General features: G+C 64.1%; 19 protein-coding genes. 12 read left to right on the plus strand and 7 right to left on the minus strand.

Going from position 1 to position 19,753, the window contains the following annotated elements; genetic code table 11:
- The coding region (locus tag HMPREF0298_RS12535; RefSeq protein ID WP_211205407.1) for a hypothetical protein at positions 1-257 on the plus strand (257 nt) is incomplete at its 5' end.
- 1,183 nt (positions 258-1,440) lie between these two features.
- Here HMPREF0298_RS12535 and HMPREF0298_RS00010 read toward each other — a convergent pair.
- From HMPREF0298_RS00010 to HMPREF0298_RS11455, 4 genes are all read right to left on the minus strand, one after another.
- Positions 1,441-1,650: a hypothetical protein gene (locus HMPREF0298_RS00010; RefSeq protein ID WP_006839002.1), complete on the minus strand. Its 210-nt coding sequence runs from the start codon at positions 1,648-1,650 to the stop codon at positions 1,441-1,443.
- Between the two features lie 735 nt (positions 1,651-2,385).
- Complete coding sequence (locus HMPREF0298_RS00020) at positions 2,386-3,819, minus strand: DUF5129 domain-containing protein (RefSeq protein WP_006839004.1); 1,434 nt, start codon at positions 3,817-3,819, stop codon at positions 2,386-2,388.
- Between the two features lie 20 nt (positions 3,820-3,839).
- Positions 3,840-5,174: a hypothetical protein gene (locus HMPREF0298_RS00025; protein WP_040422066.1), complete on the minus strand. Its 1,335-nt coding sequence runs from the start codon at positions 5,172-5,174 to the stop codon at positions 3,840-3,842.
- Positions 5,175-5,254: 80 nt separating this feature from the next.
- A complete protein-coding gene (locus tag HMPREF0298_RS11455) occupies positions 5,255-5,965 on the minus strand; it encodes a hypothetical protein (protein ID WP_006839007.1) in 711 nt (236 codons plus the stop codon).
- A 113-nt stretch (positions 5,966-6,078) separates the two neighbouring features.
- On the opposite strand from HMPREF0298_RS11455, the gene HMPREF0298_RS00035 reads away from it, so the two are divergent.
- On the plus strand, positions 6,079-7,200 hold the full coding sequence (locus HMPREF0298_RS00035) for an ABC transporter ATP-binding protein (protein WP_006839008.1): 1,122 nt from the start codon (positions 6,079-6,081) through the stop codon (positions 7,198-7,200).
- Between the two features lie 57 nt (positions 7,201-7,257).
- On the opposite strand, the gene HMPREF0298_RS00040 is transcribed toward HMPREF0298_RS00035, so the two are convergent.
- On the minus strand, positions 7,258-8,502 hold the full coding sequence (locus HMPREF0298_RS00040) for a dicarboxylate/amino acid:cation symporter (RefSeq protein WP_006839009.1): 1,245 nt from the start codon (positions 8,500-8,502) through the stop codon (positions 7,258-7,260).
- Positions 8,503-8,568: 66 nt separating this feature from the next.
- On the opposite strand from HMPREF0298_RS00040, the gene HMPREF0298_RS00045 reads away from it, so the two are divergent.
- The 10 genes from HMPREF0298_RS00045 to HMPREF0298_RS00090 all read left to right on the plus strand — a co-directional run bounded on the left by HMPREF0298_RS00045 (position 8,569) and on the right by HMPREF0298_RS00090 (position 17,606).
- Positions 8,569-9,018, plus strand: a complete 450-nt coding sequence (locus tag HMPREF0298_RS00045; RefSeq protein WP_006839010.1) for an SdpI family protein — start codon at positions 8,569-8,571, stop codon at positions 9,016-9,018.
- 207 nt (positions 9,019-9,225) lie between these two features.
- Entirely contained in the window at positions 9,226-10,782 is a 1,557-nt protein-coding gene (locus HMPREF0298_RS00050) for an anthranilate synthase component 1 (RefSeq protein ID WP_006839011.1), read from the plus strand.
- Positions 10,779-11,393 carry a glutamine amidotransferase-related protein gene (locus HMPREF0298_RS00055; RefSeq protein WP_006839012.1) on the plus strand — a complete coding sequence of 205 codons (615 nt, stop codon included), beginning with the start codon at positions 10,779-10,781 and terminating at the stop codon, positions 11,391-11,393. The genes HMPREF0298_RS00050 and HMPREF0298_RS00055 overlap by 4 nt, the downstream gene beginning before the upstream one ends.
- A gap of 4 nt (positions 11,394-11,397) precedes the next feature.
- Positions 11,398-12,423, plus strand: coding sequence for an anthranilate phosphoribosyltransferase (gene trpD, locus HMPREF0298_RS00060; RefSeq protein ID WP_006839013.1), 1,026 nt, complete (start codon positions 11,398-11,400; stop codon positions 12,421-12,423).
- A gap of 1 nt (position 12,424) precedes the next feature.
- Positions 12,425-13,828 (plus strand): bifunctional indole-3-glycerol-phosphate synthase TrpC/phosphoribosylanthranilate isomerase TrpF, encoded by a 1,404-nt coding sequence (gene trpCF, locus HMPREF0298_RS00065; protein ID WP_006839014.1) that lies wholly within the window; start codon positions 12,425-12,427, stop codon positions 13,826-13,828.
- 10 nt (positions 13,829-13,838) lie between these two features.
- Entirely contained in the window at positions 13,839-15,089 is a 1,251-nt protein-coding gene (gene trpB / locus HMPREF0298_RS00070; protein ID WP_006839015.1) for a tryptophan synthase subunit beta, read from the plus strand.
- Between the two features lie 2 nt (positions 15,090-15,091).
- A complete protein-coding gene (trpA, locus tag HMPREF0298_RS00075) occupies positions 15,092-15,934 on the plus strand; it encodes a tryptophan synthase subunit alpha (protein ID WP_006839016.1) in 843 nt (280 codons plus the stop codon).
- The gene (locus tag HMPREF0298_RS00080) at positions 15,931-16,305 is read left to right on the plus strand and encodes a Rieske (2Fe-2S) protein (RefSeq protein ID WP_006839017.1); all 375 of its coding nucleotides are present in this window, start codon (positions 15,931-15,933) and stop codon (positions 16,303-16,305) included. Before trpA ends, HMPREF0298_RS00080 begins: the two co-directional genes overlap by 4 nt.
- A gap of 24 nt (positions 16,306-16,329) precedes the next feature.
- Positions 16,330-17,289, plus strand: a complete 960-nt coding sequence (locus HMPREF0298_RS00085) for a bile acid:sodium symporter family protein (protein WP_006839019.1) — start codon at positions 16,330-16,332, stop codon at positions 17,287-17,289.
- Between the two features lie 11 nt (positions 17,290-17,300).
- Positions 17,301-17,606: a hypothetical protein gene (locus tag HMPREF0298_RS00090; RefSeq protein ID WP_006839020.1), complete on the plus strand. Its 306-nt coding sequence runs from the start codon at positions 17,301-17,303 to the stop codon at positions 17,604-17,606.
- Positions 17,607-17,632: 26 nt separating this feature from the next.
- Here the strand turns inward: HMPREF0298_RS00090 and HMPREF0298_RS00095 are convergent, their stop codons facing one another.
- Positions 17,633-18,241, minus strand: a complete 609-nt coding sequence (locus HMPREF0298_RS00095) for a YqgE/AlgH family protein (protein ID WP_006839021.1) — start codon at positions 18,239-18,241, stop codon at positions 17,633-17,635.
- Complete coding sequence (locus HMPREF0298_RS00100) at positions 18,234-19,691, minus strand: CCA tRNA nucleotidyltransferase (protein ID WP_040422233.1); 1,458 nt, start codon at positions 19,689-19,691, stop codon at positions 18,234-18,236. Before HMPREF0298_RS00100 ends, HMPREF0298_RS00095 begins: the two co-directional genes overlap by 8 nt.
- Positions 19,692-19,753: the final 62 nt, after the last annotated feature.

The following is a 19,753-nucleotide window of genomic DNA, read 5'->3' on the forward strand; positions in this document are numbered from 1 at the left end:
AGGAACCATCAGAGGAGTTAGCACCCAGCGGGGAGGAGAGTTCCGGAATCAGTTTCGAAGAACCAAGAAGGCTATCACTGGATTCTCCGACTGAACCGAGGTATGTAGAGCTGAGGTCGGCCGAGCCGGCATGGGAAGAGGCATCTACGACAGAGCTGAGAGAGCTCAGACCGCCGGTAGAGCCATGGACCGGAAAGAGAGGGGTGCTACCGGGACTAGAGCTCAGAGCGATCAATGGGAGAGCACTAGTGGCGTGAGCGTTAGTAGGAACGGCAGTTGCTGCACCGGCGAGGGCTAGAGAGACGACACCAGCTTTGAGGGTGCGGCCCGTCTTGTTCGGGGTAGAGTGACGCGGTTCGTACGAGTGCGCCGAAGGATTTTTTGTCATGTTGTACCTCTCGCAATAACTGAAGTCATGCTGGTTGGAAGGGTCTTATCGTTGACGAAAGTATGGTCGCCCCCAGCCATTAATATAGGTATTCGGGGCAAAATTGTTTTTTCTGCACTATTTTCCTCTGAGATTACCCCATATTGGGGGTAATTCCATTAGCTATCTTGCATTACATCTCCAATGGTGATATTACTCACGGAGCCCTAACATGGACCTGGGATTTACAGTGAGGGATGAGTTACGAACGTCCGCAGATGAGGCTTTCCCGCAGGCGGGAAGCTCACGAAGTCAAAAGCGACGACGAGAGTTCGCCGACTATTACGGGTAGCATCTCCGATTCCAAGCCATGGTCGCACTCATGGGTATACACCTCCAAAGCCTCCGAGTTCTGCGCCGGCGATCGCCTTTCATGACAGGCCAGGGCTGTGGAGAAACCAATCGCGTAGACCTGCATCCTCGAGCTCGTAAACAACCCGTTGACCGGTTCGACGCCCCAGAATCAATGACGGAGCTGGCCTAGGATCTTGAGTTGCCTTGCAATTAGTGTGTCACCGTCTAAATTCGGGACTGGCGGTGCGGTGGTGGCGAGGCACTCATAGTCAAGCGGACTGGCCTCCCCATCCAGTCAGAGGAACCGGCACCCTAAGGCGCGGTAGGTCAACCTCGGTTCGAACTGCACCTGATCGCCTGAACGTCCCCTCGATCCTAACCCTTAAATTCGAGACCTGTTGGCGGTTGCCGGATGGCCCGATCCACCTTTGTCATCCGCCAGGGGTTACATCACCAGCCCGACAAGCGTGCTCAGATTAAGGGGGTTCAACAGTGCGAAGTTCACCGAACAAAGGCGCCGCTTCGGCTACCGGCACATCCGAATACTGATGCGAGCAAAAGGCTGAATCGTGCCCAACTAGCTGTAGTACTTTACGCTCACGACAAACGGGACTGAAAACCAAGTTTCATCCAGCGCGAAGGTCCTAGTCCAACCTCGGCAGCGCCAACCACATTGCCACCATTGTCGTGGACCGAGGCACCGAAGTAGTCGCGGCCAATCACGCGTGGAACATTGATGCCACCGAGCTCAGGGTCACGGGCAGGAAGATTTGCCCATTTTCGACCATGGACCTGATCGACCGCTCGGTCATCTCCCATGCCGTGTCTCGGTCACCGTCGTCGGCGTTGACCGCGACATCATCGTCCGACGCGCTAGCCTTGGGCGAGTGCTGCTGGTCTGCACCGATCAGGTGTCCCAGTACCAGCACGCCACGAGGCGCGAGTTCATTCTGGCTGAACCAGCATGCAGGCCATGCCACTCAATAGCAGCTGTTACGACTCTTTCACGACGATGCGGTAAGGGAAACAATTGCTTCTGGATCGTACAGTCCGCAATGCTCCACCGCGAGTGCTTCACCGGTGGGGAATATTTCAACTAGAATACCACGAAACGAGTTCAACAACGGCTCACGAGCCCGCGTCTGATGCAATACCGAAAATAGATCCTCGGAACCACACCCGCAGTGGAGCCAGCTGGTCCACATTCGAGGGGCGGGTTCACTTGCTCAGGTCGTGCGCCGAGGAGTGGCCCGGCTGTACGCCGACGCTGACGATCGCACCATGGTGCGCAATTCCCACGCCAGGCCGGGGACTGTTCCATAGTTCTTTCCGCGGATCGCGCGGAGTTCGTGAGCCACCGCGGCTACCGAGGAAAGCGCGTCCCCACCGAAAAAGGCGACCGGAGTGATGTTGCCGAGCAAGAGTATGAACGAAAGGGTCAGCAAGGTGCCGAAGACCCCATGCTTAGACCGGCCCCCCGTACTTTGCCCGGCCGTCACGGTGATACCCCAGAACACCGCCATGCGCGCACCCTAGACTCAATCCCAATCTCGGCCACAGCGAGCCAAGGAAACCACCTGCCAGAATCGGGTAACGGCGCACTCTGCACACCCGGCAAGGGGAGCGGGGGCCAATGGGAGAACCCTGCCCCGAGCACAGCCGCGTTAGTAGCTGCTCGAGCCGCCGGACGCGGAGAACCCCGAGCTAAATGACGTATTCGTCCCCGACGACGAACCTTGTGCGGCCTGCGCAGCCTCAACGTTGGAGGTGTGCCAGCTATTGAGCGCCATGTAAGGAACATAGTTGGAGTAGAAGTAGTTCGGCTCGTAGATCGCGGGCTGCACCAGTGGATTGCGCTCCTTGACGTCGCTGAACTGCTTTGTCTTTACGGCATCGAGAATCACCCGGTATTCACCGAGCACGCGGACGAACTTGTCCAAGAACTCCGGGTCGTCTGGGTTGCGGTCGAGCTCCTCGACGCGGGACTTCAGCACTTCGAGCTCCGCCTTGAGCCCCTTGTCCTTCACCCTGAGGCGGGCCTCGTTGATGTCATCGAGGATGGAGGTGAGGTCTGAGCGCCGGGCTGCGGCATCACCGTTTTCGATCTTGAACAGGCGGTTGATGTTGTCCTCGGCGTTGGAGGTGTGGCGGACGGTCTCCGCGGCGTCGCCAAGTTTGACGCGGTTTTGCCAGACCTGCTTGTCGTCGTTGATGTCGATGCCGCCGATGCCGCCCGCACCGGACACGCTGTCGTGCATCCTGAGGAAGCGATCGCGCACTTCAGCCCACTGCTTGCGCATCTCGTTGTCCGCAAACGCGCTGGTTAGAGAGTTCGCACGGATGTCAATCTCTCCGAGTCGTTGGCCGAGTTCGGCGTACTCCGTGGTGACGAGCTCGTAGTCCTCGCGACCCTGTTCAATGGCCTTTCTGCGTCTGTTGGTGGCCATCACTGCGGCCGCGCTGTCTCCGAAACCCACACCACCGGCGACGAGGCCACCCGCGATGCCGGCCCCTGTCCGGTTGTCCTGAGCTTCTTCGAGGATGTAGTTCTCAACGGCAGCAGTATCCATCGCTGCCCTCGCTCCCGCGAACATCGCAGCCGGGATGTTTCCGTCTCTCATCCCCGGTTTGATTTCCTCGTTAACCTCTTCCAGACGCTCTCCGGTGCGAAGCTTCAGCTGCTCGGCGACGTCCTCGCCGGCAAACGTCGCGACCTTCCGCTGTTCGGTCCCGGCCGCGACAATGAGAACACCGTCGGCGAACTTGTCGGTACCGATTTGCTCCGGGTAGTTGTCGCGCATGAACTCCTCGATGGTGTCGTTGAAGTTCTCGTGGGACTGGTTGAACACCATCCAGTGCAGGACACGCACGGTGTCCGGGGCGGCAAGGTTCGCGGAGTCGCGCAGCAGGCGTGACTCGTCGTCAGGCGAAAGCAGGTCGTGAGGGTCATCACTGACAACCGACGGCGCGCCGACGGTGCGGATGGAGACAGATTCCGGGGCGGGCACATCGACTTGAGCGACCCCGAATAGTCCTCCGCCGACGCTGAGAAGTGCGGTGATGGCCGCGACCGCGCCGATGTGACCTAAGTTCGCCATATTTCTTGATGGTACAGGGGTTAGGACTGCTCAACCTGTGCGATTACCTCGCCGCTTGCGGCTGTGATGTCCAGGCCGGAGAGATCGACCCCCTCCCCGTGCAGGTGCACGCCGTCCGAGCCCATACCTTCGGCGCGGACGCCTCCGTCGACGCTGAGCGCATTGATCTTGCCCGCCACTTCCAGCGTCGCAACGTTGTCGCCCGTGGTCACGAGAGCGCCGCCGATGCGCAACGTTTCTACGGCGCCAGACTCCTTGACGCTCAAGGCAATTGCCTTCAGTGTTACTTGTTCACCGCGCACCAGGCTGGTTCCTTCTCCGCCGGAGGTGGTCACATCGCCGTGCACCTCCAGGTGAGGCAGCGGCTTGGACACCTGGATGCCCAAGGACCCGTCGCCGGTGGTGGCGATGCTGTGGAACACAGCGGAGTTCAGGGAGCCGTCGTACAGGTTGAAACCGCGGGCGTCGTCGCCGGTCGTGGTGATGGGGGCGTCGACAACGAGAGAGTCGATGTCGCCGAAGTTGACAAACCCGATGCCACTTGCGCCGTGCGAGGTCACCGCCTCACGTGCCGTCCATTGCTTCACCGCGCCCCAGTTGTCCAGCACCATGTCGTTTTGGCCGTAGGTGGTCACCTGGCCGAGGTTATCCACTTCATCCACGTTCGCACCGGAGATGACGAAGACGCCGCCCGAGATCAGGTCCGCGGCCCCCTCGGAGATACCGCCGTCGGTATGTATTTCCCCGGTAGACAGCCGCTGAACTGAGACGGTTCCGCCGTCAGGTTGGCCTTCAGAATCGCCGTGGCCACCAACGAAGATTCCGGAACCTCGTACGGGCTCCTTTTCCGAACCGGCGGAAAGGTTCACGAGCTCGGCGGAGAGCCGGACAGCCTCGTCGGGCTGGCGGTTCCACAACGTAAAGGCGCCTTGGAGAGCGTCGACGCCGAAACCGTGGGGCCGGTGGTAGCGTCCCCGCACATCGGCGGCCTCGACACGAACGTTCTCGGCTCGCACATGGCCGGCCCGCACGTTGTCCTCCGCGATTATGGCGATCTGCCCGCGGGTGGTCACGTCCTTGAGCGTCAGCGTGCCGAAATCAGCTACGGAGGTGTCCAAGAGGATCGCGGTCTCCGTCACGGGGACCCTGATGGTTACTCCGTCAAGGGTGTTGTTCTTGGTCAGGCGCACCCCGCGAGCCCCAAACACGAGGGTGCCGCCGCGAAGGGTGGTTCCCTCCGGGAGGGTAATCATGGGTGATCCCGAGATCTCGCTGATAATCTCGATGACCTCGGCTGCGTCCTCGATGGCCTGCTTCAGTTCCTGTGGGTCTTTGACTTGCGCGATTTTACTCATAATGCCCGTTATCATCCGCCTGCGCTGCGCCGCAACCGTCTTGTCCCGGGCCCCGCACCCGGAAATTCGGGTGCGCGCCCCTAAAATTCCTCCGCTACGGCTCGTCCAATGACAACCATGCCGGGCTCGATGATATCGGTCAGGTTCGCCTCGACTGTTTCGATTGTGTCCGCGGTGAGGAACCACCCGACCCACGCCTCCTTGCCGGGGGAGAAGACCCGGTCCCCGGTGCCGATGAGGTTCAAGGTGGCATCGCGCACCCAGAGCGGACCGACGAGCGAGGCGTGCTCGGTGCCCTCCAGGAGTGCAAGCTCCGGTTGGTAGGCGACGACGTGGGAGCGCGTAATGAGGGCGTCGAAAAGTACGTGCACGTGCGGGGCCGCGGCCTCGGCGCCAAGGTAGGCGACGGTGACCAGCCGCAGGGGCGAGGCGCCGATGGGATCGCGCAACTCCAGACCCGTCAGCCCGCCGAGCGTCGAAGGATAGCGGGCGATGACGAAAGAGTTATCCATGAAGAAGGCCTCGATGCGGGAGTCACGGTCGAGGCCGGCGAAATCGACCAGGGCGTTGAGTTCGAAAAGCTGCTTGGCACCTGGGTCGCGGAGGTTGCCGTAGGCGGCTTCGGTGCGCAGATCCCAAAGAATGAATTCATCGTCGACGGGACGCGGGGCGGGGGAGAGGGCCAACACCTCCACCCCGCTAGCCTCGACGCGCTCGTGCCAGACGAAGTAGGCGCCACCGAGGTCACCGCGGTGCGCGATGAAATGGGTGGTGACGATCTCGGCGACCATGCGCCCAAGGATAGCGCGGCATGTTTCACGTGAAACATCGCGTGTAGGTTGGTGAGGACACCTACCACTTAAGGAGCGTTCGGCACGTACCTGCCGATGGAGGAGAATTTCCCATGGCCACCGTCAACTTCGACAACGCAACACGCGTCTACCCCGGGGCGAATAAGCCCTCGGTCGACGCGCTGAACCTCGAGATCGCGGACGGGGAGTTCCTCGTCCTCGTCGGCCCGTCCGGCTCGGGCAAGTCCACCGCGCTGCGCATGCTCGCTGGCCTGGAGGAAACCAACAGCGGCCGCATCCTGATCGGGGGCAAAGACGTCACGGCGCTGGAACCCCGCGACCGCGACATCGCCATGGTGTTCCAGAACTACGCCCTCTACCCGCACATGTCCGTGCGCGAGAACATGGGGTTTGCGCTGAAGCTAGCAGGCATGGACAAATCGCAGATGAACGAGCGCGTCGAGGAGGCCGCCCGCACCCTCGACCTCACCGAATACCTCGACCGCAAGCCGAAGGCCCTGTCGGGCGGACAGCGGCAGCGCGTGGCAATGGGCCGAGCCATCGTCCGCCAGCCGCAGGTCTTCCTCATGGACGAGCCGCTGAGCAACCTCGACGCCAAGCTGCGCGTGCAGACCCGCACGCAGATCGCCAGCCTGCAGCGCCGCATGGGCGTGACCACCCTGTATGTCACCCACGATCAGACCGAGGCGCTGACCATGGGCGATCGCATCGCCGTGCTCAACTTCGGTGTCCTGCAGCAGGTGGGCACCCCGCGCGAGCTTTACGACGCCCCCCGCAACGTGTTCGTCGCTGGCTTCATCGGTTCCCCGGCCATGAACCTGGCCACCTTCGCCGTCGATCGGCCCTCGCGCACCGCCCGCGCCGGCGCCGCGAGCATTCTTCTTGACGACGCCCACCTCAGCGCCCTCACCGCCGGCGAGGACACCATCGTGCTCGGGTTCCGTCCAGAGGCCGTCGAACTCGTCGGGTCGAGCGGGACCGGCACCCTGCCGATCCGGATCGACTTCGTCGAGGAGCTCGGTTCCGATTCCTACCTCTACGGCCACCTAGACGGAGGCGGCTGGATCGCACAGGGTCAGGCCGACGACGCCACCGGAAGCATCGTCGTGCGTACCCCGCCGCGCACCGACGTGCGCGAGGGCGAGCTCATCCACGCCCGAGTGTCCCCGGGCGGCCTGCACGCATTCAGCGCGACGACGGGGGAGCGGATCTAGGCCTCGATACGAAAACGCCCGATGTTTTACGTGAAACATCGGGCGTTTTTCCTTGCGCTACTTCAGTGTGGCGCGCCCGCCGTCAGAGGGGGCGTCGGCAAGCTCGTGCTCCTCGTCGAGCATGTAGCCCTCGATGCGACCGGCCGCGAAACGGTTGACGATGAGCGCGATCGCGCCATCGCCCGTGACGTTTGCCGCGGTACCGAAGGAATCGACCACGATGTAGGCGGCGATCATCAAGGAGACCGCAGACTCATCGAACCCGAGGTTGGCCTGCAGGAGACCGACGGCTGCCATGATCGCACCGCCCGGCACCCCCGGCGCGGCGACCATCATGATGCCGAGCAGAAGGAGGAACCCGAGGATCTGCGCGGGCGCGATATCCATCTGCCCCATGTAGACGATCGCGAGGGCGTACAACGTGATCTTCATCATCGACCCCGACAGGTGGATCGTCGCTCCCAGCGGGATAACGAAGCCGGCGACGTTCTCGTCCACCTTGTTCTTCAACGCCGAGGCGTAGGTCACCGGAATGGTCGCCGCCGACGAGGAGGTGCCCAGCGCCGTGAAGTAGGCGGGCAGCATATTGCCCAGCGCAGTCAGCGGGTTACGGCCGGCGACAACGCCCGCGACAACGTAGAGCAGCAGGATGATCACGATGGTCATCACCACGGACAGCACCAGCACGGTGCCGAAGGCTGCCATGGTGGAGCCAAGGTTGTCGTTCATGCCCAGGTTGAGGAAGGTGCCGAAGATGTAGATCGGCAGCAGCGGGATCACGAACGAGGTCACCACCTTCATAATCACCGACTGCAGCTCATCGAGCACGCGGTACAGGGTGGTGGACTTCACCGATGTCATGGCGATGCCGATGACAAACGCGAGCAGCAGCGCCGACATCACGGCCAGCGGCGCGGCCATTTCCACCTCGAAGTACGGCGCGAGTCCGCCGGCCTCGGGGTCGGCGACATCGGTGTTCAGTGTGCGGTTGCCCAGCAGGGTGGGGTAGAGGACCGAGGCGGTGCCCCAGGCGATGAGCCCGGAGACCAACGTCGACGCATACGCGATGCCGGCGGTGACCCCCAGCCACTTGCCCGCGCCTTTGCCCAGACCCGCGATGGCCGGGGCGATGAGCGCGAAGATGAGCACGGGCACGAAGAACCCGATGAAGTTGGCGAACAACCCGTTGAAGGTGACAAAGACCCGAGCGAGCCATTCGGGGAAGAAGAGGCTGCACACGATGCCCAGGAGGATCGCGACAACGATCCAGAACAGCAGCGAGCCGAGGATTTTTGATTTCATGCCAGCAATTGTCGCTGATGGCTTTGGCACACCACAACTAACGGGGCCGGGGTTTATGCTGGTTGCATGACAGCAAACCTAGTCGTTGGCATCATCTATCTCGTTCTCGCCGTGGTCCTCGTCGTCGTCGGTGCGATGTCGGTGGCGGGCAAGCTGCCCGGTAATCCCATCTTCGGGCTGCGCATCGCAGCGGTGCGCAAGGACAAAGCCATCTGGGACCAGGCGCACAAGGTCGCGGGCCCCTTCGTGCTCTTCGCTGGGGTTGCGCTGGCGTTCGGCGCGGCGTTCGCATTCATCGCCGCGGGCTGGATGTGGGTAGCGCCCGTTGTTGCCCTCGCCATCGCGGTGGTAGCCCTATCCGTCGCGGGGAACTTCGGCGCGCGAGCCGCGACACTTGTCGACGCCGCCCGCAACGACACCTCATCCCAGGGGCAGGAGCCCCAGGCTGCGCCGCAGGTTAACCTCGATGCGCTGCGCAACGCGGCAGCGAAGGCGGACGGGGGCAAGGACGCGTGAAAAACGGTTGCACCGTTCCACAGCTTGGACTAACATTCCATTGCATGACATCGACGAACTCCTCCACCCAGTGGTGGTGGCGCGCGTAACCGGCGTGCCAGATGCGTAGTTGTACCCTTTCGGCCCGCCGGCTTGGATAACCCAAGCACCGCGGGTCTTTTGCTACCAGTACCCTCGGTGCAGAGAACCCGAACCAAGGATGAACTGATGAGCAACCCCCCACCCGAGGTCGCGCGCGTGGACGTGAAGTACCACGCCAACGCCTCAGCGCTGTTCGCCTACCTCGACGGCACGTCGGCGACCGACTCCGTGCTTTTGGAGTCCGCGGATATTTCCACCAAGTCGGGGTTGCAGTCCGTGGCGGTGCTGCGGGCGTCGTTACGCGTGACCTGCAACGGCACCCGCGTCCACGCCGAGCCCCTGACCGCCTCGGGCGAGGTGCTGGCCGAGCGGCTGCGCGTCCAGCTTGGTGATTACTACGTCGGCAACGGCGTGTTCGACTTTCCCCCCTCCAACGCCGCAGACGAGCGCGACAGATTGACCGCCGTGTCGAACGCGGAGGTGCTGCGCGCGCTTTCCACCGGCGCGGGGTACAATAGCGGCGACTTCCCCTTCCTCGCCGGGGGGATGGCGTTCGACTACCTCGATACCTTCGAGCTGCTGCCCGAGGTCGCGGACTCCGCAAACGCGTACCCCGACTACCAGTTCGTCGTCGCGGAGACCTTGCTTCGCGTCGACCACGAGTCCGGCACCGCCTATCTCACGGGCATCACCCACGACGGGTCGGCCCCGCAGCTCGACGAGCTCGCTGAGCGCATCCGCGTGGCTGACCCCGACGACGAACACGCCTACGAGCCGGCGGAGCACCCGGGGGAGACGCTGACGGTCACGGCGGATATTACGGACGAAAATTTTCGCGCGGACGTCGACAAGCTCAAGGGCGACATTTACAACGGCGACATCTACCAGGTTGTCCCGGCCAGGACATTCAGCACCACCTGCGTTGACGCCTTCGCTGCGTATCGCATGCTGCGGGAGACCAACCCCTCGCCGTACATGTTTTACGTGCGAGGCATCGGCCGAAACGGCCAGCCCTACGAACTCTTCGGTGCCTCACCCGAATCGAATCTGAAGTTCAACGCGGCGACGAGGGAGATCCAGCTCTACCCGATCGCGGGCACCCGCCCGCGCGGGCTCAACCCCAACGGCAGCGTCAACTACGAGCTGGACACGCGCATGGAGCTGCAACTACGCACCGACTCAAAAGAGGTCGCAGAGCACACCATGCTCGTCGACCTCGCGCGCAACGATCTCGCCCGCGTCGCCGAGCCGGGCAGCCGCCGCGTCGCGGAACTGCTCCAGGTCGACCGCTACTCGCGCGTGATGCACCTGGTCTCCCGCGTCACGGCGACCCTGGCAACAGACCTCGATGCGCTCGACGCGTACCGGGCGTGCATGAACATGGGCACGCTGACCGGCGCCCCGAAGCTGCGCGCCACCGAGCTGTTGCGCCAGCTCGAGGGCTCCCGGCGCGGGTCCTACGGCGGGGCGATCGGATACCTCACCGGCACCGGCGACATGGATAACTGTATTGTCATCCGCAGTGCCTACGTTTCCGGCGGCGTCGCTGCGGTGCAGGCCGGCGCGGGCGTCGTGCGCGACTCAAACCCGCAGGCCGAGGCCGATGAAACCCTGCACAAGGCGTACGCGGTACTCAACGCCATCGCCCTGGCGGCGGGAGCCAAGCTGGAGGTAGTGAAATGAGCGGGGTTGTACTCCTCGACAACCAGGACTCCTTTGTTTACAACCTGGTTGACGCGATGCGCCAATTCGACGCCACCGTCTATCGAAACACGGTGCCCACCGAACTCATCATGGCGGCGGAGCCCGACCTCATCGTGCTCTCGCCCGGCCCCGGTTACCCGGTCGAGGCGGGCTCCATGATGGAGCTCATCGCCGCCGCCCAGGGCCGCGTCCCGATCTTCGGCATCTGCCTCGGCTTCCAGGCGCTCGTCGAACACTTCGGCGGCCGGGTGCAGCCCTGCGGGCCCGTCCACGGCCAGCAGATCGGCATGCAGCTTGCCGACGCCGGCGTGGCCAGCGGGCTTTTCGACGGCCTGACCAGCGACGATACCCCCGATAGCCCAGGGCGAACGGTGCCTGTCGCGCGCTACCACTCGCTCGGCACCGTGGAGCTTCCCGAAGGGATGCACGCGCTGGCCCGCACCCACACCCAGCTCGGCGACGTCGTCATGGCCGCGCGCAGCGACGACGGCATGTCCATCGGTTTGCAGTACCACCCCGAATCCATCCTCACCCCCGCAGGTCCGATCATGATTGAGCGCTGCGTGGCCGAACTCATGAAAGGACGCTAGACACATGGCGAGCGACAAATCCCTCGACATCTTAAGAAGGTTCCTAGACAACAGGGCCCCTACCCTCGAGGAGGCGATCGAGGCGTTTACCCCTCTGACCGTGGGTGATTACGACGACGTTCACATCGCGGCGTTGCTGGCCACGGTGCGCACGCGCGGGGAAACCTTCGCAGATGTCGCGGGAGCGGCGCGAGCCTTCCTCGCGGCGGGCCGGCCGTTTCCCGTTACTGGTAAGGGCATCATGGACTCCGCTGGCACCGGGGGCGACGGGGCGAACACCATCAACATCTCTACCGCTGCCTCCCTGACGGCCGCGGCCGGGGGAGTGAAGATGATCAAATGCGGCAACCGCTCGGTGTCCTCGAAGTCCGGCTCGGCGGATGTGCTCGAGGCGCTCAACATCCCGCTCGACCTCGATCCGGAGCGCGCGGTGCGCCAGTTTGAGGTGTCGAACTTCACCTTCTTGTTCGCGCCCGCGTACAACCCGGCGATCGCGCACGTCCAGCCGGTGCGCAAGTCCCTCGGAGTGTCCACGCTGTTCAACACCATGGGTCCGTTGCTCAGCCCTGCCCGCCCGGAATTTCAAATAATGGGTATTGCCCAACCTTCTATGGGGCCCATTATCGTGGAGACCATGAAGGAATTAGGCAGATCGCGCGCACTTGTCGTCCACGGTGCTGGAACCGATGAGGTCGCCGTGCACGGTGAAACCGAGGTGTGGGAGCTGCGCGACGGCGAGATCACGAACTACCGCATCAGCCCGTCAAATCTTGGGGTGTCCACCCACGCACTCGCAGATCTGCGCGGCGGCGACGGTCCGGAGAACGCGCGACTGATGCGTGCCACCTTTGCGAGCGAGGGCCCGCAGGCGCACCGGGACGCGGTGGCGGTGAACGCCGGCGCGATGTTCTACCTCGCTGGCCTGAACGACAGCATCCGCGACGGCGTCGAGCGCGCGCTGAGCATGCTTGGGGACCGTTCCGTGGATACTTGGCTGCGCACCCACGAGGAGGCCGATTACCGTGACTAGAATGCCCACCGTTCTAGAGGGGATTGTGCAACAGCGTTTTCGTCACATTGACGAAATTAAGGCGCGCCTCAGTGGCGTCGATCTGAACGCCCTGCCGCCCTCCACGCGCTCCCTGTACGACGCGCTCGCCCGCGAAGGCACGCAGTTCATCATGGAGTGCAAATCCTCCTCGCCCTCTCTCGGAATGATCCGCGAGCACTACGAGCCCGGTGAGATTGCCTCCACCTACTCGCGCTACGCGGCTGGCATCTCCGTGCTCTGCGAACCGGACAAGTTCGGGGGAGACTACGACCACCTGGCGACGGTCGCTTCAATCACCCATCTGCCCGTGCTGTGCAAGGACTTCATCGTCGACGAGATCCAGATCTACGCGGCGCGCTACTTCGGGGCCGACGCCGTCCTGCTCATGCTGAGCGTGCTTGACGACGCCCAGTACCGCCACCTCTCAGACCTCGCCGCGCGCTTGGGCCTCGACGTGCTGACCGAGGTCATCGATGAGGAGGAAGCAGAGCGCGCGGGCCGCCTCGGCGCGAAGATCTTCGGAATCAATCACCGCAACCTGCACGACCTGTCGATCGACCTGGAGCGCTCCGCGCGCCTCGCGCCGCTCGCGCCGGAGGGTGCTCTCATTGTCTCGGAGTCCGGGATCCGCGACGTCGCCACCGTGCGCCGGTTGGGCGGGCACTCGGACGCGTTCCTCGTCGGCTCCCAGCTCACGAGCCAACCCGACGTGGATTGGGCAGCACGGATGCTCGTGTACGGCCCGAACAAGGTGTGCGGCCTCACCACCTCCTCAGCCGCCCAGGCCGCCCGCGCGGCCGGCGCGGTCTACGGTGGTCTCATCTTCGAGGACGCCTCCCCGCGCAATGTTTCACGTGAAACATCCTCCGACATCATGGCGCACGAACCGCACCTCAAGTACGTCGCCGTCTCCCGGCGCACCCGCGGGTGGGCCGAGCTCGCCTTCGACGGGATTCACGCAGTTCAAGTCCACGCCCGCTACCAGGGAAGCATTGAGGCGGAGTTCGACCTCGTCGACGCCGTCCGCAACGAGGTCGGCGATGGGGTAGAGGTCTGGCGCGCGGTGTCCATGACCACACCCGAGGGCGCCCAGACGGCGACAGCACTTCTTGGGAGCGTCGATAAGCTTGTGCTCGATGCGTACGACGGCGGCTCGGGAGCCTCCTTCGACTGGGCCGACATCCCCGAAGAGGTCAAGGACCACGCGCTGCTGGCCGGGGGAATCGGCCCCGACAACGTCGCCGACGCGCTACGCGCAGGCTGCCTCGGTGTCGACCTCAACTCCGGCGCCGAGTACCCCAGCTCGGCGGGCCAGTGGGCCGGGCACAAAGACGCAGGCGCTTTGCGGCGCACGTTCACCACCATCCGTAACTTTCACACCTAAGGAACTGACCATGACGCAGACCAACAAGGACGGCGGAAGCACCATCCTGCCCGCCTACTACGGCGAGTTCGGCGGCCAGTTCGTGCCCGAATCTCTGCTGCCCGCCCTCGACGAGCTCGAGCGCGCCTTCGTCGCCGCGTTCAACGACGAGGAATTCATGGCGGAGTACCGCGAGCTGTTGCGCAACTACCTCGGCCGGCCCACCCCGCTCACAGAATGCCGGAACCTGCCCCTGGGAGGAGCGAACGCGAGGATCTTCCTCAAACGCGAGGACCTCGTACACGGCGGCGCCCACAAGACCAACCAGGTCATCGGGCAGGCGCTGCTGGCCAAGAAAATGGGCAAGACCCGCATCATCGCCGAAACCGGCGCCGGCCAGCACGGCACCGCAACAGCCCTGGCGTGCGCCCTGCTCGACCTCGACTGCGTCGTCTACATGGGTGTGGAGGACATGGCCCGCCAGGAGCCCAACGTCTACCGCATGCGCCTGATGGGCGCTGAGGTTGTGGGCGTCAACTCCGGCTCCGGGACTCTGAAAGACGCCGTGAACGAGGCGCTGCGCGACTGGACCGCCACCTTCCACGATTCGCACTACCTGCTGGGCACCGCCGCGGGCCCGCACCCATTCCCGAAGATGGTCAAGGAGTTTCACCGGGTCATCTCCACCGAGGCTCGCGCTCAAATGCTCGAGCGCATCGGCGCGCTGCCCGACGTCGTCGTCGCGTGCGTCGGTGGCGGATCCAACGCGATCGGCATGTTCGCCGACTTCATTGACGACGACGGCGTTGAGCTCATCGGCACCGAACCGGGCGGTGAAGGCGTCGGCGTGGGCAAACATGGCGCGGCCATCGCTGCCGGCACCATCGGCATCCTCCACGGGACGAAGTCCTACCTGATGCGCAACTCCGACGGCCAGGTGGACGAGTCCTACTCCATCTCCGCGGGCCTGGATTACCCCGCTGTCGGCCCCGAGCACGCCCACCTCGCCACAACCGGCCGCGCAACGTACGTGCCCGTCACCGACGGTGACGCGCTCAAGGCGTTTCAGCTCCTGAGCAAGTACGAGGGCATCATCCCGGCGCTGGAGTCCTCGCACGCCTTCGCCTACGCCCTTGCGCGCGCCGCCGAGGCCCCAGCCGAAGGCGAGCCGCTGAACATCCTCGTGTCCCTCTCGGGACGCGGGGACAAAGACATCGCGCACGTGCGCAACAACCTGGAACAGCACCCCGAGTTCCGCATCGACACAGCAAGGGAGCAGTAAAGATGAGCCGCTACACCACCACGTTCGCCGCGCTCAAGAAGAAAAACGAGGGTGCCTTCGTTCCGTTTATCATGCTGTGCGACCCCACGCCCGCAGACTCGATCGAGATCATCACCGCCGCTGTCGAGGCCGGAGCCGACGCGCTCGAGCTCGGCGTGCCGTTCTCCGACCCGGTCGCCGACGGCCCCGCCATCCAGCGCGCCCACGTCCGCGCCCTCGACGGCGGATCCACCGTGCAGGACGCGCTCGACGTCGTCCGTGATATCCGCGCGCGCTACCCCGAGCTGCCCATCGGCATGCTCATCTACGCCAACGTCGCCTACGTCCGCGGCGTGGACTGCTTCTACCGCGAGTTCGCTGAGGCCGGCGCGGACAGCATCCTGCTTCCCGACGTCCCCGTACGCGAGGGCCGCCCCTTCGACGCCGCGGCCGCCGAGGCCGGGATCGAGACCATTTACATCGCTCCCGCCAAGGCGTCACCGGCAACGCTCGAGGGGGTAGCGCAGCACTCGAAGGGCTACATCTACGCCATCTCCCGCGACGGCGTCACCGGCACCGAGCGCGAGTCCTCCGTCGACGGCCTGCGCGACGTCGTAGACAACATCAACAGCTACGGCGGCGCGGACGTGCTCCTCGGGTTCGGTATTTCCTCGCCCGAACACGTCCGCGCGGCGATCGAGGCGGGTGCCTCAGGCGCGATCTCCGGCTCGGCGATCACGCGCATTATCGACGCCCACACCGAGGGCGAGCACCCCAATCCGGGGCGGATCACCGACATGGGCGCGCTGAAAAACGAGCTGGGTTCATTCGTCAAGGCGATGAAGCAGGCTACGATCGCGTCATGACCTGCTCTCGACGCCTCTTTCTCCTTGGCACCGCGACCACCTTCGCCGGCGCCTTCCTCGCCGCGTGCGGCCAGGAGCCGACCGACGATGTGGCCAAGACCGCCGTCCCGGTCGGCGGCTCCGTCATCCTGGACAAGTTCATCATCGCCCAGCCCACCGCGGGCAACTACGTGGCCTACTCCTCGACCTGCCCGCACGAGTTCAAGAAAATCACCGTCGCCCAGGGCGACACCGTGCGCTGCACGGCGCACGGTTCAACCTTTAACATTGCCGATGGCTCCGTCGTCTCCGGCCCCGCCATACGCGGGCTGCGCGAGGTTTCCCTTCAGGATCAGGGAGAGCGCCTCGCCGCCTCCGACCCGCAGTCCTAGTGCCGCGCTGCCTAGACTGTCGGAATGTTCTCATTCCTCAAAGACCCGCTGATCCAGGGAATCATTCTCGCCTCCGTGCTGGCGTTCTTGCTGCCGGCAATCGGTACCTTCGCTGACGTCTTTGACGTTGTAACGAAGCTCGCCATCGCATTCTTGTTCTTCCTCTACGGCGCGCGGCTTTCCACCGCTGAGGCGCTGCGGGGGTTGACGCACTGGCGTCTGCACCTGATGATCCTGTGCTTCACCTTCGTGGTGTACCCGCTGATCGGTCTAGCTGTCCGGCCGGCGACAGCGTTTATCAGCGAGGGGATGTATCAGGGCATCCTCTACGCCATGCTTGTGCCGTCGACGGTGCAGTCCTCGGTGGCGCTAACGGGGATCGCGCGCGGCAACGTGTCTGGCGCCGTCGTTGCCGCGAGCGTGTCCAGCCTCGTGGGTGTTATTGCCACGCCGCTGCTCGTGATGCTGCTGATGGGCACGGGGGAGGGGATCACGATCGACGCGGGAGTGTTCATCGACATCTCGCTGCAGCTGCTGCTACCGTTCGTGCTGGGTCAGTTCGCACACAACCTCTTGCCCAGTGTGCGCGCCTTTGCTGCGAGGAAAGCCACCAAGCAGGTGGACCGGACTTCCATTTGGATGGTGGTCTACGCCGCGTTTTCCAAGGCCATGGTCGCCGGCGTGTGGGGCGAGGTATCGGGGTGGGAGATTGTCTTCCTCATCATTTTCTCGCTGGCCCTGGTCTGCGCCATGCTGTGGCTGACCAGGGCGGTGCCGCGGGCTCTGAGGTTCAACTACGAGGACACCGTGGCAATTCAGATGTGCGGCACCCAGAAGTCCCTCGCTGCGGGCCTGCCCATGGCCTCGGTGATCTTCGGCGGCGCCGCCCTCGGGCTGCTGATCGTTCCGCTGATGATTTACCACATGATCCAGCTCATGATCTGTTCCTCGCTGGCGGCGCGCTACGCGCGAACGCATAAGTAGGAAGGTTTCACATGAAACTCTATGTCCGCCTCGCCTACCACGTTCCGGAACTCGGTGGCGAGCTACTAACCGTCGCTGAGCTCGAGGAGGTGTCCGCGGCGCAGTGCACTATGCTGCGCATGATCGAATTCGACTCGGCGGAGTCCATTACGGGGGTCTACGTCGACGGCCGCGTCATTGGCCGGGCGAACACTCCCATGGAGATCGTCGCCCATCCGGACACCTATGCCGCGTACGAGGGCGTGAGCTCGACGCGGATTACCCAACCCGAATTTGAGGGACTGTGGCAGGAAGCGCTGCAGAAGTTTCAGGCATAGGGCGATGTTTCACGTGAAACATCGCTTTAGTTGTCATCCAGGTTCGCCGGGAAGGTCGCATACAGTGGCAGGGGCATGGCTTGACGACGCATCACGTCGCCCCACAAGTCAACCGAGGCGGGAGCAACAACGTCCGAGGGCAACGCGGGCGCGATGAACCAATCGCCGCGTTCGATCTCCTCATCGAGCTGTCCAGGCGCCCACTCCGCGTAACCCAAGAACAGGCGCAGCGAATCGACGACCTGCGCCACGTCGCGGGGGTCGGCGCGCAGATCCACCTGGGCGAGGCGGTTGGCCAGGCGCGTGAGCACCGGATGGTCGTCGATAAGCACGCCGCTTCTGGTGACGCCGATGCCGACCACCGACGTCGCCCCGACGGGCCCGCCGAGGTACATCGCTTGGGGCTCGGCGACAAGGTCCACCCATGCCGGCATCGCGTTGTCCACAGCGATTTCGCTGCGGGAATTCAGGATCACCCCGAGGGTGGAATTGACCCCGTGGTCGACGATGAGCACGACCGTGCGGGCGAACTCCGGAGAGAGCATGCCCGGCGCGGCGAGAAGCAGCATGCCGGGCGCGGGTTCACCTCGCTCCAGTCCGTTAAACAGCCGGTCGGAATAAGAAAAATCAGGCATTTTCGCTCTCCCACCAGGCCTTCAGCTCGGCGACGGCCTCGTCGTGCTCGAGACTGCCGCGCTCCAAGCGCAGCTCCTTCATGAAGTTCCACGCCTTGCCCACCTCCGGGCCCGGCGACAGTCCGAGGATGGACATGATCTCGTTGCCGTCGAGATCGGGCCGCACACGCGCGAGGTCCTCCTTGGCCGCGATCTGATCGATGCGCTCCTCCAAGTGGTCGTAGGTGCGCTGGAGGCGCTTCGCCTTTTTCGCGTTTCGCGTGGTTGAATCCGCACGGACCAGCTTGTGCAGCTTGGGCAGCAACTCGCCGGCGTCCGTGACGTAGCGGCGCACCGCCGAATCCGTCCACTGCCCCTCGCCGAAGCCGTGGAACCGCATGTGCAGGTAGACAAGCTGGCCGACGTCCTCGATGACGTGCTTGGGGTACTTCAGAGCGCGCAAGCGTTTGCGCGTCATCTTCGCCCCGACGACCTCGTGGTGGTGGAAGGACACCCCGCCGCCCTCCTTGACGGCCCGGGTCGCGGGCTTGCCGATGTCGTGCATCAGCGCGGCCCACCGCAGCTCCAAATCCGGCCCGGAATCCTCCAGCTCGGTCGCCTGGCGCAACACGGTCAACGAGTGGCGGTACACGTCCTTGTGCTGCATGTGCTCGTCCGTCTCTAGCTGCAGCGCGGGAACCTCCGGCAGGATGTGCTGGGCAATGCCAGTCTCAACAAGTAAGTCGATGCCCTCCCAGGGCAGCGTGCCGAGCATCAACTTGTCCAGCTCCGCCTGCACGCGCTCCACGGTAATGCGGTTGATTTCACCCGCCATCTCACACATCGCGGTAAAGACGCGGTCGGCGACGGAGAACCCGAGCTGGGAGGCGAACCGGGCGGCGCGCAGCATGCGCAGGGGATCGTCGCGGAAGGAGATTTCCGGAGCCTGCGGCGTATCCAGGACCCGGTGCAAAATGTCATCGAGACCACCCACGGGGTCGTGGAATGCGGGGGAGAGGGTGCCGTCTCTAAGCGAAAGCTCGATGGCCATCGCGTTGCAGGCGAAATCGCGGCGCACCAGGTCGCCCTCGAGCGTGTCACCGAACGTGACCTCGGGGTTGCGCGTCACGCCGTCGTACAGGTCTGAGCGAAACGTGGTGATCTCGACCTGCTGGCCGCGCTTGATGCTCGAGACGGTGCCGAACTCAATGCCTGTGTCCCACGTTTTCTCGCCCCAGCTACCGAGGATCTCCGCGATCACCTCTGGGCGGGCGGAAGTGGTGAAATCGAGGTCGTTTCCCAGCCGCCCGAGCATCGCATCGCGCACGGGCCCACCGACGAGGTAAAGCGACTCGCCGCGCTGCGCGAACAGCGCCGCCAGCGGCTCAAGCAGCCCCGAGAGCTCGCTGACTGCCGCGTTAGCCCGGGCTAGCAACGCCGCGGTGGCGTGCGGATCGTCGTGGGAGGGCAGTCCGAAAAGCGGGGGTCGGTTCACATCTGGTGTCACCCGCCCAACGATACCCGGCGCGCACA

It is taken from the genome of Corynebacterium lipophiloflavum DSM 44291 (genome assembly GCF_000159635.1).
Classification (GTDB): Bacteria; Actinomycetota; Actinomycetes; order Mycobacteriales; family Mycobacteriaceae; genus Corynebacterium; species Corynebacterium lipophiloflavum.

Coding starts and splice junctions, on each gene's coding strand:
- HMPREF0298_RS00020 (WP_006839004.1), bottom strand. CDS start 3,819: ATGGCGAACTTAGGTCACATCGGCGCGGTCGCGGCCATCACCGCACTT.
- HMPREF0298_RS00025 (WP_040422066.1), bottom strand. CDS start 5,174: ATGAGTAAAATCGCGCAAGTCAAAGACCCACAGGAACTGAAGCAGGCC.
- HMPREF0298_RS11455 (WP_006839007.1), bottom strand. CDS start 5,965: ATGGTCGCCGAGATCGTCACCACCCATTTCATCGCGCACCGCGGTGAC.
- HMPREF0298_RS00035 (WP_006839008.1), top strand. CDS start 6,079: ATGGCCACCGTCAACTTCGACAACGCAACACGCGTCTACCCCGGGGCG.
- HMPREF0298_RS00040 (WP_006839009.1), bottom strand. CDS start 8,502: ATGAAATCAAAAATCCTCGGCTCGCTGCTGTTCTGGATCGTTGTCGCG.
- HMPREF0298_RS00045 (WP_006839010.1), top strand. CDS start 8,569: ATGACAGCAAACCTAGTCGTTGGCATCATCTATCTCGTTCTCGCCGTG.
- HMPREF0298_RS00050 (WP_006839011.1), top strand. CDS start 9,226: ATGAGCAACCCCCCACCCGAGGTCGCGCGCGTGGACGTGAAGTACCAC.
- HMPREF0298_RS00055 (WP_006839012.1), top strand. CDS start 10,779: ATGAGCGGGGTTGTACTCCTCGACAACCAGGACTCCTTTGTTTACAAC.
- trpD (WP_006839013.1), top strand. CDS start 11,398: ATGGCGAGCGACAAATCCCTCGACATCTTAAGAAGGTTCCTAGACAAC.
- trpCF (WP_006839014.1), top strand. CDS start 12,425: ATGCCCACCGTTCTAGAGGGGATTGTGCAACAGCGTTTTCGTCACATT.
- trpB (WP_006839015.1), top strand. CDS start 13,839: ATGACGCAGACCAACAAGGACGGCGGAAGCACCATCCTGCCCGCCTAC.
- trpA (WP_006839016.1), top strand. CDS start 15,092: ATGAGCCGCTACACCACCACGTTCGCCGCGCTCAAGAAGAAAAACGAG.
- HMPREF0298_RS00080 (WP_006839017.1), top strand. CDS start 15,931: ATGACCTGCTCTCGACGCCTCTTTCTCCTTGGCACCGCGACCACCTTC.
- HMPREF0298_RS00085 (WP_006839019.1), top strand. CDS start 16,330: ATGTTCTCATTCCTCAAAGACCCGCTGATCCAGGGAATCATTCTCGCC.
- HMPREF0298_RS00090 (WP_006839020.1), top strand. CDS start 17,301: ATGAAACTCTATGTCCGCCTCGCCTACCACGTTCCGGAACTCGGTGGC.
- HMPREF0298_RS00095 (WP_006839021.1), bottom strand. CDS start 18,241: ATGCCTGATTTTTCTTATTCCGACCGGCTGTTTAACGGACTGGAGCGA.